This is a genomic window from Catenuloplanes atrovinosus, from assembly GCF_031458235.1.
Lineage (GTDB): Bacteria > Actinomycetota > Actinomycetes > Mycobacteriales > Micromonosporaceae > Catenuloplanes > Catenuloplanes atrovinosus.
On the sequence record NZ_JAVDYB010000001.1, the window covers coordinates 7,010,671 to 7,024,873 of the forward strand.

Annotated in this window: 17 protein-coding genes and 3 tRNA genes; 4 read left to right on the top strand and 16 right to left on the bottom strand. The window is 69.8% G+C overall.

The genetic code is table 11. The features are described 5' to 3' along the window. Positions 1–405: 405 nt before the first annotated feature. The 3 genes from J2S41_RS31215 to rplJ all read right to left on the bottom strand — a co-directional run bounded on the left by J2S41_RS31215 (position 406) and on the right by rplJ (position 2,565). Positions 406–1,425, bottom strand: a complete 1,020-nt coding sequence (locus J2S41_RS31215) for a glycosyltransferase family 2 protein (RefSeq protein WP_310373305.1) — start codon at positions 1,423–1,425, stop codon at positions 406–408. Positions 1,426–1,545: 120 nt separating this feature from the next. Further along, complete coding sequence (rplL, locus tag J2S41_RS31220) at positions 1,546–1,929, bottom strand: 50S ribosomal protein L7/L12 (RefSeq protein ID WP_310373307.1); 384 nt, start codon at positions 1,927–1,929, stop codon at positions 1,546–1,548. Positions 1,930–2,016: 87 nt separating this feature from the next. Beyond that, positions 2,017–2,565, bottom strand: coding sequence for a 50S ribosomal protein L10 (rplJ, locus tag J2S41_RS31225; protein ID WP_310373309.1), 549 nt, complete (start codon positions 2,563–2,565; stop codon positions 2,017–2,019). Between the two features lie 340 nt (positions 2,566–2,905). Between rplJ and J2S41_RS31230 the strand changes: the two genes are divergently transcribed. Next, positions 2,906–4,126 (top strand): mannosyltransferase family protein, encoded by a 1,221-nt coding sequence (locus J2S41_RS31230; RefSeq protein ID WP_310373311.1) that lies wholly within the window; start codon positions 2,906–2,908, stop codon positions 4,124–4,126. A gap of 53 nt (positions 4,127–4,179) precedes the next feature. On the opposite strand, the gene rplA is transcribed toward J2S41_RS31230, so the two are convergent. From rplA to J2S41_RS31290, 12 genes are all read right to left on the bottom strand, one after another. Continuing rightward, positions 4,180–4,890 carry a 50S ribosomal protein L1 gene (gene rplA / locus J2S41_RS31235; RefSeq protein WP_310373312.1) on the bottom strand — a complete coding sequence of 237 codons (711 nt, stop codon included), beginning with the start codon at positions 4,888–4,890 and terminating at the stop codon, positions 4,180–4,182. Positions 4,891–4,970: 80 nt separating this feature from the next. Continuing rightward, the gene (gene rplK / locus J2S41_RS31240; protein ID WP_310373314.1) at positions 4,971–5,402 is read right to left on the bottom strand and encodes a 50S ribosomal protein L11; all 432 of its coding nucleotides are present in this window, start codon (positions 5,400–5,402) and stop codon (positions 4,971–4,973) included. A gap of 197 nt (positions 5,403–5,599) precedes the next feature. Further along, positions 5,600–6,352, bottom strand: a complete 753-nt coding sequence (nusG, locus tag J2S41_RS31245) for a transcription termination/antitermination protein NusG (RefSeq protein WP_310373316.1) — start codon at positions 6,350–6,352, stop codon at positions 5,600–5,602. Positions 6,353–6,402: 50 nt separating this feature from the next. Then, positions 6,403–6,780: a preprotein translocase subunit SecE gene (gene secE / locus J2S41_RS31250; protein ID WP_310376653.1), complete on the bottom strand. Its 378-nt coding sequence runs from the start codon at positions 6,778–6,780 to the stop codon at positions 6,403–6,405. A 210-nt stretch (positions 6,781–6,990) separates the two neighbouring features. Next, a tRNA-Trp gene (locus tag J2S41_RS31255) sits at positions 6,991–7,063 on the bottom strand. Between the two features lie 106 nt (positions 7,064–7,169). Further along, a complete protein-coding gene (locus tag J2S41_RS31260; RefSeq protein ID WP_310373317.1) occupies positions 7,170–7,559 on the bottom strand; it encodes a MaoC family dehydratase in 390 nt (129 codons plus the stop codon). A gap of 5 nt (positions 7,560–7,564) precedes the next feature. Continuing rightward, the gene (locus tag J2S41_RS31265; RefSeq protein ID WP_310373319.1) at positions 7,565–8,014 is read right to left on the bottom strand and encodes an FAS1-like dehydratase domain-containing protein; all 450 of its coding nucleotides are present in this window, start codon (positions 8,012–8,014) and stop codon (positions 7,565–7,567) included. A 113-nt stretch (positions 8,015–8,127) separates the two neighbouring features. Further along, positions 8,128–8,295, bottom strand: a complete 168-nt coding sequence (rpmG, locus tag J2S41_RS31270; protein WP_306837514.1) for a 50S ribosomal protein L33 — start codon at positions 8,293–8,295, stop codon at positions 8,128–8,130. 147 nt (positions 8,296–8,442) lie between these two features. After that, positions 8,443–8,515: transfer RNA gene (locus tag J2S41_RS31275), tRNA-Met, on the bottom strand. A gap of 67 nt (positions 8,516–8,582) precedes the next feature. Further along, positions 8,583–8,655 (bottom strand) — tRNA-Thr (locus J2S41_RS31280). Positions 8,656–8,768: 113 nt separating this feature from the next. Then, the gene (locus tag J2S41_RS31285) at positions 8,769–11,306 is read right to left on the bottom strand and encodes a putative bifunctional diguanylate cyclase/phosphodiesterase (protein ID WP_310373325.1); all 2,538 of its coding nucleotides are present in this window, start codon (positions 11,304–11,306) and stop codon (positions 8,769–8,771) included. 65 nt (positions 11,307–11,371) lie between these two features. Next, positions 11,372–11,548: a hypothetical protein gene (locus J2S41_RS31290; RefSeq protein WP_310373327.1), complete on the bottom strand. Its 177-nt coding sequence runs from the start codon at positions 11,546–11,548 to the stop codon at positions 11,372–11,374. 309 nt (positions 11,549–11,857) lie between these two features. Between J2S41_RS31290 and J2S41_RS31295 the strand changes: the two genes are divergently transcribed. The 3 genes from J2S41_RS31295 (at position 11,858) to J2S41_RS31305 (ending at position 13,296) form a co-directional block, all read left to right on the top strand. Then, on the top strand, positions 11,858–12,067 hold the full coding sequence (locus J2S41_RS31295; RefSeq protein ID WP_310373328.1) for a hypothetical protein: 210 nt from the start codon (positions 11,858–11,860) through the stop codon (positions 12,065–12,067). Positions 12,068–12,337: 270 nt separating this feature from the next. Beyond that, entirely contained in the window at positions 12,338–12,862 is a 525-nt protein-coding gene (locus tag J2S41_RS31300; RefSeq protein WP_310373330.1) for a TetR/AcrR family transcriptional regulator, read from the top strand. After that, positions 12,859–13,296 carry a hypothetical protein gene (locus tag J2S41_RS31305; RefSeq protein ID WP_310373333.1) on the top strand — a complete coding sequence of 146 codons (438 nt, stop codon included), beginning with the start codon at positions 12,859–12,861 and terminating at the stop codon, positions 13,294–13,296. Before J2S41_RS31300 ends, J2S41_RS31305 begins: the two co-directional genes overlap by 4 nt. Here the strand turns inward: J2S41_RS31305 and J2S41_RS31310 are convergent. After that, on the bottom strand, positions 13,267–14,160 hold the full coding sequence (locus J2S41_RS31310; RefSeq protein ID WP_310373334.1) for an AraC family transcriptional regulator: 894 nt from the start codon (positions 14,158–14,160) through the stop codon (positions 13,267–13,269). The two genes, J2S41_RS31305 and J2S41_RS31310, sit on opposite strands and share 30 nt — an antisense overlap. Positions 14,161–14,203 lie beyond the last annotated feature (43 nt).

Below are 14,203 nucleotides of genomic sequence, written 5' to 3' on the forward strand. Positions count from 1 at the left end.
AGTGTAGCCGCACGGCTAACCGCTGTCCAGCCCCCCACCACAGGTCGTCGCGGAACAGGCCGGGCGCACCTGATCGGTGCTCGCCGGGCCGCTCGGAACGCGGCGTGACTCTGTCGGTTCGCCCCCGGTATTACCCGGGTCGGGGCCGTCGCAAGCGCGGAAGGTCTTGCTGCCGTTTAGCGTGCCTGCCCCCACAGCCCACGTCAAGGGTTGCGTGGCGGGTCGGAGGTCCGTGATCGACGCGAGCCGCGCGAAACGGGCCGCTAAAGCCACAATTCGGTCAATCCGCCCCGAGAATCGGGTCGTTCAGTGATCACTTAATACAGTCCGCAATCGGACGGTCGCCGATCCAGACGTTTCCAGCGGCGGTACGGCCGACCTGCCGTACCGCCGCGGGACGGGGCGTCAGGGGGCCGGAACGAACCGCTCGGCCTCGGCCTGACGCGGCACGATCGGGGGTGCCGGCACGGCCGCACCGTGACTCTCGTCACGCTCGGCGTCCTCGGCCGAGTCGTACCCCACGAAGTAGTTCGGCCGGCCCTGCGCCGAGACGTAGATCCGTGCCACGTACTCACCGAGCAGGCCCAGGCAGAGCAGCTGGAGCGCGCCGAGGAACACCGTGATGACGATGAGCGACGACCAGCCCGGCACCACGCTGCCGTTCAGGTACGCCACGAACGCGAAGACGGCCAGCAGCGCGCACGCGGCCATGCCGAGCAGGCCCAGCCAGGTCGCCAGCCGCAGCGGGGCCGCGGTGAAGCCGGTGATGCTGTCCACGGCCAGGCGGATCATCTTGGACAGCGGGTACTTCGACTCGCCGGCCGCGCGCTTCTCCCGCACGTAGGTGACCTCGCCGCTCGGCAGGCCGGTCCACGGCACCAGGAGCCGGTAGACCGGCCGGTTCTCCGGGAGTTGCCGGAGCACGTCGACCGTGGCGCGGCTGAGCAGGCGGAAGTCGCCGGCCTGGGACGGCACGTTCCGCCCGACCACGCGGCGCATCAGGTTGTAGTAGGCGCCCGCGGTCCACCGCTTGAACGGCGTGTCGGTGGTCCGGTCGGTACGCACGCCGTACACGATGTCGAGCTGCTCGGACTGCGCCAGGCGCAGCATCTCGGCCAGCGTCTCCGGCGGGTCCTGCAGGTCCGCGTCGATGCTCGCCACGTAGGCGCCGTGCGCGCGGTGCAGGCCCGCGGTCAGCGCGCCCTGGTGGCCGCAGTTGCGGCTGAGCCGGATGACCCGCAGCTCGGGCCAGCTCCGCTGCATGCCGGCCAGCACCAGCGGAGTCGCGTCGCGGCTTCCGTCGTCGACGGCCACGACCTCATATGTCTCGCCGAGCCCGTCGAGGACCGGCCGGAGTCGCTCTGCGAAGGAAGGGAGGACTTCTTCCTCGTTGTAGATCGGAACGACGACGGAAAGTGTCGGCACCGGGCGCACCTGACAACCCTTCGTTGAGGGGAGGGACGGCCAATCCTAAATGTGAGCCCGGCATACGAAAAGGCGGGTGCCCCCTTCGGGACACCCGCCTTTCAGTGCGTGAAGACGCGATTACTTGAGGGAGACCTTGGCGCCTTCGCCCTCGAGCTTGGTCTTGGCCTTCTCGGCCGTCTCCTTGTTGACCTTCTCCAGGATGGCCTTCGGCGCGCTCTCGACGACGTCCTTGGCCTCCTTCAGGCCCAGGCCGGTCAGCTCGCGCACGACCTTGATGACCTGGATCTTCTTGCCACCGTCGGCCTCGAGGACGACGTCGAACTCGTCCTTCTCCTCCGGGGCGTCCGCAACGGCGGCCGGGCCGGCCGGGCCGGCGATCGCGACCGGCGCGGCGGCGGTCACGTCGAAGGTCTCCTCGAACTGCTTCACGAACTCGGAGAGCTCGATCAGCGTCATCTCCTTGAACGCGTCGAGCAGCTCGTCGGTGCTGAGCTTCGCCATGTCGGCGGTCCTTCCTCTTACTTCTGCAACACGCGAGAGTGTGCTCGCGGGTCAGGTCTGGGTTGGTATTACGAAGACACCGGGGCCTCAGGCGGCCTCGGCGCCGCCTTCCTGCGCACGCTTGTCCTGCAGCGCGGCCACCGTACGGGCGGCCTTCGACAGCGGCGCCTGGAACGTCGCCGCCGCCTTGCTGAGGCTGGCCTTCATGCCGCCGGCCAGCTTGGCCAGCAGCACCTCACGGGACTCGAGGTCGGCGAGCTTGTTGACCTCGGCGGCCGTGATGGCCTTGCCCTCGAAGACGCCGCCCTTGATGACGAGCGCGGGGTTGGCCTTCGCGAACTCACGAAGGCTCTTCGCCGCCTCGACGGGGTCGCCGGAAACGAAGGCGAGCGCGGTAGGACCGGTGAACAGCGTGTCGAGACCCGAGATGCCCGCGTCCGTCGCGGCACGCTTCGCGAGCGTGTTCTTCGCGACCGCGTAGGTCGTCTCGCGACCCAGCGAGCGCCGCAGCGTGGTCAGCTGCGCGACCGTCAGGCCCCGGTACTCGGTGAGCACGGTGGCGCCCGCGTTCCGGAAGTGCTCCGTGAGCTCGGCGACGGCAGTGGCCTTGTCGGCCCGAACCGGCTTGTCCGCCATGTCCCTCCCTTCTCGTTGCTTGCGGCTGGTCTGGCCCGAACAACGAGAAAGCCCCGGCGCAGAGCAGCGCACGGGGCCGGACACGGCCGGATGGCCGCGGCGGAACCAACATCAACGCTCGCCCTGCGCGGGTCGCCCGTGGGACGGGACCTTCGGCTGTGCCCGGGGGCACGGCAACCAGCGGTCTATGGGTGAAACTTCGACCAAGAGTAGCGGTCCGGCCCGGCATCGCCAAATCCGCGGCCGGGAGCACGGCTAGGATGAATTCTTGAATAATTTTCGCGCCGGAGTCGGGTCCTGGCTTGCCGCATGGGTGGATGGTCCTCCAAGATCGGCCGCCGTGCCCGCAGAGACACCCACCAAGAGCCCGGCCGACGGCGAGAAGGCCGGCGCTGCCCAGGCCGAGAAGACTTCGGCCGCCCAGCCCACCGCCCCCGGGAGATCCTGGTGGCCCGCGATCCTCGTCGGCGGCGCGGTGTGGGCCGCCTCCTACCTGGCCTGGGTCGTCGTCACGCTGTTCAGCCAGTACAGCCGCCCCCGGGAGAACCCGATCTCGGTCATCGACCTGATGCGCGGCTGGTGGCGGTACGACGCGACCGTCTTCACCCGGATCGCCGAGCACGGGTACGACACGCAGCCGTCCGACCCGGCGTTCTTCCCGCTCTACTCGCTGCTGATCCGCGGCGCCGACCTGGTCCTGCCCGGCGGCGCCAAGTTCGTCGCGATCGTCGTCTCCGCGGCCGCCATGTTCGCCATGTACACGCTGCTCTACCGCCTCACGGAGGTCGAGTTCGGCCCGGCCGTGGCGGTGCGCACCTGCTGGGCGATGGCGGCCTGGCCGGTCGCGTTCTTCCTCGGCGTCGGCTACAACGGCTCGCTGTTCATCGCGCTGATGCTCGGCACGGTCTACGCGCTGCGCCGCGGGCACTGGTGGGTGGCCGGCGTGCTCGGCGCCTTCGCGACCGCGACCCGCTCGGTCGGCGTGCTGCTGGCGCTCGCGTTCGCCTACGAGTACCTGCGCCGGCACGGCTTCCGCTGGCGGTGGAACGTGCTCGCCGCCGGCCTGATGCCGACCGGCCTGCTGGCCTTCATGGGCTACCTGTGGTGGCGCTTCGGCGATCCGCTGCTGTTCCTGGAGGCGCAGAAGCCGTGGGGGCGCGAGCTGGACTGGCCGTGGGTCGGCATCGTCCGGGCCGTCGAGCTGATCTCCTCCCGGCCGCTGGTGGAGAACGGTGCGCTGCACAGCCTGCTCGACCTCGCGTCGGTGCTGGCCATGCTGCTCCTGCTGACGCTGTGCTTCGCCGGGCCCTGGCGGATGCGCCGCGACCAGTACGTCCTCCCGCTGCTCGGCGTCGCGCTGCTGCTCTTCGCGATCTCGTTCCCCGCGGGCCCGCACCGCAACCAGCCACTGATGTCCGCGCCGCGCTTCGCGCTGGAGGTGTTCCCCGCGTTCATGCTGCTGGGCCACCTGCGGATTCCGGCGCACATCTACGCCACGGCCGCGCTGATGCTCCAGGGTCTCCTCTTCGCGCACTTCACGCGCGGCGGCTGGGTCGGCTGACGGAAACGAGAACGCCCCCGGCCGGTCGGCCGGGGGCGTTCCACGTGGATCACTTACTCGGCGGCCGAGTCCAGGTTCTTCACCACGTTCGGGTCGACCGGGATGCCCGGGCCCATGGTGGTGGTGAACGTGATCTTCTTCAGGAACTTGCCCTTCGCGGCGGACGGCTTGGCCCGGAGGACCTCGTCCAGCGCCGCGGCGTAGTTCTCCACCAGCTGCGCCTCGGTGAAGGAGGCCTTGCCGATGATCAGGTGGAGGTTCGAGTGCTTGTCCACCCGGAAGGTGATCTTGCCGCCCTTGATCTCCGAGACGGCCTTGGTGACGTCCATGGTCACGGTGCCGGTCTTCGGGTTCGGCATCAGGCCGCGCGGGCCCAGGATCCGCGCGATCCGGCCGATCTTGGCCATCTGGTCGGGCGTCGCGATAGCGGCGTCGAAGTCCAGCCAACCACCCTGGATGCGAGCGACGAGCTCGTCGCTGCCGACGGCGTCGGCACCGGCGGCCTCCGCCTCCTCGGCCTTGGCGCCGGCCGCGAAGACGATCACGCGGACCGTCTTGCCCGTGCCGTGCGGGAGGTTGACCGTGCCGCGGACCATCTGGTCCGCCTTGCGCGGGTCGACGCCGAGGCGCATCGCGACCTCGACGGTGGGGTCGAACTTGGTGGCGGTGGTGTCCTTGGCCAGCTTGACCGCCTCGGCCGGGGTGTAGAGCTTCGACTTGTCGATCTGCTCAACGGCCTTCTTGTAAGCCTTGCTCAGTGCCATGTTCGGCGTACTCCTGTGGTCATTGGCGGGTCACGCCCGTCTGGCGCGCCCTCCCACGGTGGGTGTTACGAGGGGGAACGTCAGTCCTTGACCGTGATGCCCATCGACCGGGCGGTGCCGGCGATGATCTTCTCGGCCTGCTCGACGTCGTTCGCGTTCAGGTCGGACATCTTCTTCTCGGCGATCTCGCGCAGCTGGGCGCGGCTGACCGAACCGACCTTGGTGGCCTGCGGGACGCCGGAGCCCTTCTGGACGCCGGCGGCCTTCAGCAGCAGGCGCGCGGCCGGCGGCGTCTTGAGGATGAAGGTGAACGACCGGTCCTCGTACACGCTGATCTCGGCCGGAACGATGTCGCCCCGGCTCGACTCGGTCTGCGCGTTGTAGGCCTTGACGAACTCCATGATGTTCACACCGTGCTGACCCAGCGCGGGGCCGACCGGCGGCGCCGGGGTGGCCTGGCCCGCCGGCAGCTGCAGCGTGAACGTCTTGACCAGTTTCTTCTTGGGAGGCATGTCTCTTCCTGGGCTTGGAAAGGTGCGGCTTGTCTTCGTGCTTCGGCGCATCTGCCGCCGGGAATGCGCCGCTGCCGCCTCGCCTAAGGCGGCCGAGATCCTGACTTCGGATCACCGGACAAGCGGACACGCCGAAGCGTGCCCGCGGGCCGACGTTCAAGACTAGCGCAAGCCGGTACGCGCCAGTGCGGTGCGGCTCAGATCTTGGAGACCTGGTTGAAGTTCAGCTCGACCGGCGTCTCCCGGCCGAAGATCGAGACCAGCACCTTGAGCTTCTGCTGATCGGCGTTGATCTCGCTGATCGTGGCGGGCAGCGAGGCGAAGGCACCGTCGGTGACGGTGACGGAGTCGCCCTCCTCGAAGTCGAGGACCTTGACCTCCGGCTTGGCCTTCTTCTCCTCCTTCTCCGCCGCGGGCGCCAGCCACTTCAGCACCTCGTCGAGGGAGAGCGGGGCGGGGCGGTCGGCCCGGTCGGTCGCGCCGACGAAGCCGGTGACGCCCGGCGTGTTCCGGACACAGGAGTACGACTCCGGCGTGAGCTCCATCCGGACCAGGATGTAGCCGGGGAAGACCTTCGCGCTGATCTGCTGGCGCTTGCCGTTCTTGACCTCGACCTCCTCGCGGACCGGGACCTCCACCTGGTAGATGTAGTCCTCCATGTCCAGCGAGGTGATGCGGGTCTCGAGGTTCGTCTTGACCTTGTTCTCGTAACCGGCGTACGAGTGCACCACGTACCAGTCGCCGGGCGCGTACCGCAGCTTCTGCCGCAGCTCCGCGACCGGGTCGAAGTCCTCGTCGTCGTCGGCCGGCGCGGCCTCGACCGGCGCGGTCTCGACCTCCGGCTCGCTGGCGGCCTCGGCCGACTCGTCGTCGGCCGCGGCGAGCTCGCCACTGGCCGTGGCGATCGACGACTGCTCGTCGACGCCGTCGGTCTCGTCGTACTCAGGCACGCTTGCTCACTTCCATAAACAAATCGAACTCGGCCGGAACCGGGCGCGGCTCAGCCGAAGATGGCCAGGATGCCCTTGGCGAAGCCGAAGTCCAGCAGGGCCACGATCGTCATCATGACCGCGACGAACACGATCACGACGGCGGTGTAGGTCAGCAGTTCGTTCCGCGTCGGCCAGATGACCTTACGAAGCTCGGCCACGACCTCGCGGAAGAACCGGCCGAGACGCGCGAACGGGCCGCGGCGGGGCTTCTTCTCCTTGGAGGGGCTGTCGGCCTCCTCGGTCTTGGCCTTGGACAGCGTGGCGGTGCCGCCACGGGAGACCGGCTCGTCCGCGACGTCATCCTCGTCCTCGACGGCGTCCTCGAACGTCTCGTCGTTCAGGTTGTCGTCGGCGGGGTCCTCGCCGCGTCGCTTCCTCTCGGCCACTTCGCCCTCTTCCATCGCGGGGTCGTTGGTCAGACGCAGACGTTGAGAACGCCGGCGCCCTTGCACGCCCGCCGCCCGACGGTCCCGGTTGCTGGCGGCGAACCGGGCTGACACCGCGGCCGTTTCCTCGGCGAAAGTTGCCGCAACACCACCACCACGGGATCAACGCCGCAACAGGCGCAATCCCCCGGGCCGGTTAGGCCTTAGGCGCAGGGGTGACAGGACTTGAACCTGCAGCCTGCGGTTTTGGAGACCGCTGCTCTGCCAATTGAGCTACACCCCTTGGGGGGAGTCATCACCACAGGCGGTGACTACCCCACGGCGCACCAGTGTACGGGTAGCCGGCGGACTTTCCCAACCGGCCACCCCCTTTACCGGCGCGGCACCCCTCAGGGGCGCTTGATCACGGCCTTGGCCTGCGCCAGCACCTTCACCCCGGCGCAGGTGGCGGTGAGGTCGAGCCGCACCAGGCCCGGATCGTCCGTGTCCTTCGCCACCGCGGTGACCTCGATCTCCGTCCCGTCCTCGGTGTCCGGGACCTCGACCGGGCGGGTGAAGCGGACGCCGTACTCGACGATGGCGTCCGGGCGGCCGGCCCAGGTGGTGACCGCGCGGCCGACCAGCGCCATGGTGAGCATGCCGTGCGCGATCACGCCGGGCAGGCCCACCTTGGCCGCGAAGCTCTCGCTCCAGTGGATCGGGTTGAAGTCGCCGGAGGCGCCCGCGTACCGGATCAGGTCCGCCCGGGTCACCCGGTAGCGCTGCGTGGGAAGTTCCATCGTGCTCAGCCCTCCTCGCCGCGGACCACGAACATGGTCCAGACCGTGACGACCGCCTCGCCGTCGCTGGTGCCGATCTCGCTGCGGGTGGTCAGGAAGTCGTGCCCGCCGCGCGCGTTGATGCTCTCGATCGTGTTCACGCAGACCAGCTCGTCGCCGGCGGTGACCGGTCGGGTGTACGCGAAGCGCTGGTCGCCGTGGACCACCCGGCTGTAGTCGACGCCGAGCGCCGGGTCCTCGACGATCTGCCGGCTCGCGGCCATGCTCAGCACCATCGGGAAGGTCGGTGGCGCGATCACGTCCGGGTAGCCGAGCGCCCGCGCGGCCTCCGGATCGTGGTAGGCCGCGTCCTCGGCGCCGATCGCGGTCGCGAACTCACGGATCTTCTCGCGCCCCACCTGGTACGGCGCGCTGGGCGGGTAGCTGCGCCCGGTAAACGACTGGTCCAACCCCATGGGCGGACACCCTACCGCCAGGCCGATGACGTGCCGTCAACGCGCTCAGGGCGCCTCCGGAAGTCCGGAAGCGCCCTGAGATGGCGTTCGTGCCGCCCGCGGGAGTCAGCGGGTCAGCGGGTCTCGCGGTGGAGCGTGTGCTTGCCGTCCCGGGGGCAGAACTTCTTCAGCTCGACGCGGTCCGGGTCGTTACGGCGGTTCTTACGCGTGATGTAGTTGCGCTCCTTGCACTCCACACACGCCAAGGTGATCTTGGGACGGACGTCGGTCGCCTTAGCCACGGCGGGGTGCCTTCCTCGAAACGCGGGGTGAAAATCCCTACGACCTGAATACTACGACGTACCAGCGTAGGAGATTGACCACGTGGTACGCAAAGTGGGGGCCGTCGTGGTGCACCCCCGGACCGGGGATCAGGACCCCGGACGAAGTAGCGGTGGCCGGACTTGAACCGGCGACACAGCGATTATGAGCCGCTTGCTCTGCCATCTGAGCTACACCGCCGCGCTCCAGGCCGCGCGTCCTGCACAGCAGGTCGATGCCTGAGGGTCGGTTGTCACTCCGACCGAAGAGCCCCCTTACGGAATCGAACCGTAGACCTTCTCCTTACCATGGAGACGCTCTGCCGACTGAGCTAAGGGGGCCTGCCCGCCTCGGGAATCTCGCCCCCGTGACGTGCAGGCATAAGCGTACACGGCCACTTTCCCCAGGTGAAATCGGATACCCCTCGGCGCGTCGCCCACCGTGAACCCGCAGCTCAGGGCACCGCGCGGAGCCTGCGGAACTCCCCGGACGGGGTCGCCTCCACCTCGGTCTGCGCCCAGTACCAAGCCTCCAGCCGCTCGTACGGCAGCGGGCGGCTGAACAGGAAGCCCTGCCCGATCTCGCACCCCATGTCGGTGAGCAGATCCAGCGCCAGCTCGCTCTCCACGCCCTCGGCCACCGCGGTGAGCCCGAACTGCCGGGCCAGCATCACGGTCGCCCGCACCACGGCCAGATCGCCCGGATCGGTCGCCATGCCCTGCACGAACCGGCGGTCCACCTTCAGCTCCGCGATCGGCAGCCGCCGCAGGTAGCCGAGCGAGGACGCGCCCACGCCGAAGTCGTCCACGGAGATCCGCACGCCCAGGTCGCGCAGCCGGCGCAGCACCGGCAGCGCCCGCTCGTTCTCCACCGCCAGCGCCGGCTGGCCGATCTCGAACGTCACCCGGTCCGCCGCCACGCCGTAGTGCTCCAGCAGATCCCGCACCTGGGTGGGGAACGCGGGCTCGTCCAGCAGCCGGGCGGACACGTTCACCGCGATGGAGAGCGCGTCGTCCCGGTTCGGCCAGTCCCGGCAGCGTTGCAGCCCGGCGCGGAGCACCGCCTCGGTGAGCGCGCCGATCTGCCCGGTGTTCTCCGCCACCGCCACGAAGTCCTCCGGCGACACGGAGCCGAACGCCGGATGCTCCCACCGGGCCAGGCACTCCACCCCGACCAGGCGCCGGTCGGCGAGCGTCACCTTGGGCTGGAAATAGACCTCGATCTCGTCCCGCTCCAGCGCCTGCCGCAGGTCGTCCGCCAGGCCCAGCCGCCGGGTCACCCGCGACTCCAGGCCGGTGTGGAAGCGCTGCACGCCGGAGGGTGACGTCCGCGCCGAGGCGCTGGCCAGCTTCGCCCGCTGGAGCAGCCGGTCGGCCTTGTCCGCGTGCCCGAACTCGCCACGGCTGTCGTCCGGGTGCACGGCCACGCCGACCGCCACGTCCACCACCACGGTGAGGTCGTCGATCCGCACCGAGCCGCGCACCTCGTCGCGCATGTGCGCGGCCAGCTGCGTCGCGGCCTCCACGGACGGCTTGCGCAGCGTGACCACGAACTCGTCGCCGCCGGCCCGGCCGACCAGCGCGGCCGGCGGCGCGGCCGAGCGCAGCCGGCCGGCGATCTCGGCCACCAGCCGGTCGCCGGCCGCCTGGCCGAGCGACTCGTTCACCTCGTGCAGCCGCTCCAGGCTGAACAGCAGCACGGCCACGACCTCGTCCGGCGCGTTCACCGTGATCGACTCGGCGAGCGCCTCGGTGATCCGCCGCCGGTTCGGCAGCCTGGTGAGCCCGTCGTGGTACGCGTCGTACCGCAGCCGGTCGACCAGCCGCGAGTTCTCCACCGCGACCGCGGCGTGCGCCGCGACCGTCTCCATCAGCGCGACCGTGGCCGAGTCGAAGTGCGCGTGCCGGTTGCGCTCGCCCGCCACCTCCAGCGTGCCGATCGGCACCTCGCCGGAGAACAGCGGAACGATCATGACCTCGCGTGGGCCGTCCGGCGGCAGCTCGTCGCGCAGCTCCCCGGCCCGGCTGGTGATCAGGACGCTCTCCCCGGTCTCCAGCGCGCGGCGGCGCAGCGCGTCCGGCGTGACCACGGTGTCCAGCAGGCCGTTGGCGTTGTGCCGCGCGCTGAGCAGCACCTCCAGGTGGCGGGAGGACGCGGGCAGCCACAGCGTGGCCCAGTCCGCGTGGGTGAGCGCTAGCACGCGGCGCAGCAGCACGTCCGGCAGCGCGCGGTCGTGCACCGTGCCCTTCAGGTCGCGGACCAGGTCGTACAGCTCGGAGAGCTTGCGGTGCTGCTCGGTGAACTGCGAGTACGACCGATAGGCGAAGATCGCGAAGAGGACCAGCGCGCCGATGATCGTCAGCGCCCACGGGGTCTGATCGATGAGCAGCAGCACGGCCAGGCCGAGCATGATGTTGCCGCCGGTCACGAAGAAGCCGGGCACCGCGATGCGCAGCACCTTCGACCCCGAGACGTTGCCCTCGACCAGGCCGAGCACCAGCACCACGGCGACCAGGCCGAAGTGTGTGGCGGCCAGCACGCCGGCGATCAGCACGAGCCAGGTGCGCGGCGTCACATCGGTGCCGACCGACCCGAGCGCGCGGATCACCACGTAACCGAACGCGGCCGACGACGTGGCGAGCGTGACGTTGAACCAGAGCCGCGCCGGTATCTCCCGGCGGTACACCCCGATCGCTATCCGCTCGACGCAGCGCAGCACCACCATGGTCAGCGGCGAGATGAAGAAGAACGCGAGGACGATCGCCACCTCGTTGAGCGTGACGTTCAGTCCCTGCCGGCGCGACGTGGTCCAGAGCGTGGTGGCGTCCGTGACCAGGAACAGCGCGAAGAAGATCGGGATCAGCAGCAGATCGGACCGCGGAATGTCCCGCTCGATCTGCGCGACGATGGTGAAGACCACCGTGAGGACGGCGAGCGGCCCGGACACGTACCAGGCACGCTGCGGGGAGGGCCGTCTGACGGCTTCAGGCACGAACCCTCCTCGCGCGCCGAGATCTCAAGCAGTGCCGGCCGCGCGGCCGGCGACGTGATCGAGCGTCACCACTCCCAGCCGTCGGTCGCGACGACCGTGCTCTCGGCTTCGGCGGCGGCGTGGGCACCGACCTCGGCGGCCACCGACCGCGCCGCGAGGAAGCCCGTGGCGACCGTGGCCACCACAAGAAGAGCAACGAGGATGAGCTGCTGGACCTTGGTTCCGACAACACCTGCGGACATCGGGGGGACTCCATTTCGCACCGTTTGAGCAGACCCCGTCGGAGCCGGGGTTTTTAGATCGTCCCACACGGTCAGAGGGCCACAAAACCCGCAACCATTGGTCGGACGTTAGTACCGGTAAATCTGCCCGTAAGTATGAGCATGCGCAACCGAATGGCGCTTCTGATCGGCGACGTCGACCGCGCTGTCCACCATGCGTGCGCACTACCCACATTGTCCGTTGCCAAGTCGTGCTGCATGACCATAATGCCTCCAGATCGCACGGCATCGGGCCAAAGCGACAAAAGTTGAAAGTAGGAGGTATTGCGAATGAAGCTCACCTTCATCCGCAAAACGGTGCTGTCGGGCAATACGAACTGCCCGTCGCTCTACCACACGGACCGGGACACCTTCCTGGTGCAGGGCTGGCGCGTGACCGACCCCGACGCGCTGTCCCAGCTCCAGATCCCGTCACACGAGACGGTGGTCGAGGTTCCGGTGGACGTCCTCGCGGAGGTGCTGGCCGCCAAGGCCGGCTGACATCTCGCCCTTCTCTCCCCCTCGGTCCGGTCGCTCGCCGGCACGCCTCACGGCCGCACACCCAGTGAGCCGGACCGTTCACGCCGAGGAGCAACGGTGAAACACCTCGGCCCCTGACCGGTACATTTCGGTCAGGGGCCGGCGAGAATTCGTGCCGGACAAATGGTTGTGCATTTGCACGTGCGCCGAATTCCCTAAGAGCCGATAAATCGTCCGCATCACGACGCACATAGGGTGAAGGCTCCGTTCCACGCCCCCTGGAGCCGCACGTTGACCGAGAAGCCGCTGCGCGCCGACGCCGCCCGCAACCGCGCTCGCATCCTCGCCGTCGCCGCCGAGGTCTTCGCCGCCAAGGGGCCCGCCGCCGGCACCGAGGAGATCGCCGCCCGCGCCGGCGTCGCCATCGGCACCGTCTTCCGCCACTTCCCCACCAAGGACGCGCTGCTCGCCGCGATCATGAAGGACACGCGCGACCGCCTCGCGGCGCTGGCCACCACCGCCGCCACGCTGGAGGACTTCTTCACCGCCGTGGTCGCCGAGGCCGCGGCCGCGCACACGGTCGCCACGCTCCTCTCCACGGACGTCACCGCCGGACCCGCCCTGGAGTCCCTGACCGGCGCCGTCGCCGCGCTCCTCTCTCACGATCAAGAGCATGCGCGGGTACGCCGCGACGTCCGCCTCGACGAGGTGATGGCGCTGCTCACCGCCACCAGCCAGGGCGCGCTCACCGCCGCCTGGCCCGCCGACCTCCAGGCCCGCACGCTCGCCGTCGTCTTCGCCGGGCTGCGCCCGTGAGCGCCGTCCGCCGCCGGCTCCGGTCGCTCGCGCTCCTCGAACTGATCAACATCCCGCTCTGGGGCTGGGCCGCGTTCGGGGCGCTGGGCCTGCCCGCGACCGCGCTCGACCTGGCCGGCTTCGCGCTGTTCGCGCTGCTGCTGGCCGAGGGCGCCGGGTACTGGCTGGCCAAGCTGTGCCAGACCGGCCGTACCGTGCCGGGCCTGTGGTTCTTCCGCGCCGCCCGGCTGATCAACCCAGTGCTGCTCGCCGCCGGCCTGATCCTGACCGTGACCGGGCGGGCGTGGGCCGGGCTGTTCTTCACCGGGTTCGCGGTGCTCGAGCACGTGAACTACTTCCACGTCCAGCTCATGTACGACAACCGCGCCGACCTGCGCCGCCTCGCCCGGCGCGGCTTCCGGCGCTCACACCTCGCCCGCGACCTCGCCGCCTGAGCCGGCCCGATCCCGCGCGGACGCTCGTTCCCGGCCGCGGAACCGCCCCGGGGCGATGCCGAACTCGCGCCGGAACGCCGCGGCGAAGCTGAACTCGGTGGCGTAGCCGAGCCGCTGGGCGATCGCGCCGAGCGGCAGGTCCGTGCGGCGCAGCAGGTGAGCGCCGTGATCCAGCCGGCGACGGAGCAGATAGGCCCCGGGCCGCTCGCCGATGGCCGCGGTGAACCCACGGGCGAACGCCGAGGGCGACATGTGGGATACCTCACTCAGCTGCCGGACGGTCCACGGCCGGAACGGCTCCTGGTTGACCATCCGCAGCGCCCGGGCGATCCGCTGATCCGCCACGACCGGGCCGGCCGCCGCACCCGTCCCGTCGTGCCACATCCGGAGCAGATGGATCAGCAGCAGGTCGACCACCGCCGGCAGGGCGAGATCGCTGCCCGGCCTCGTGTCGGCCGCGTGCTGGCAGAGCAACTCGGTCAGCGGCCGCAACGCCGGATGACGGTCGTCGTCGAGCACCATGGTGATCACATCCGGCAGCCCGCTCAGCGACTCGTGCACCCGCCCCCGGTCGAGGTGGTAACAGCAGGAGACGAACTCCACGTCCTGCGACGCCTCGGGTTCGTGCGGCGCGTTCCGGAAACCGTGCGGCCGTCCGTGCGGCACGAAGACGATGCCACCCGGCCCGAGCGGGATCGGCCGCCCGTCCTCCGGGACCAGCCACGGGGCTCCGCGCCGCACCAGGTGCAGCCCAGTGCCGTTGATCTCCGGGAAACTCCTGGACCACGATCCGGCGTACCGGTTGCGCACCGCCACGGCCCGCCCGGCCCTGGTCGTGGCTACCGCCTCGCTGATCACGTCCATCCGCCGGATGCTACTGCCGCGCACACATTCGTATCGAGACGAT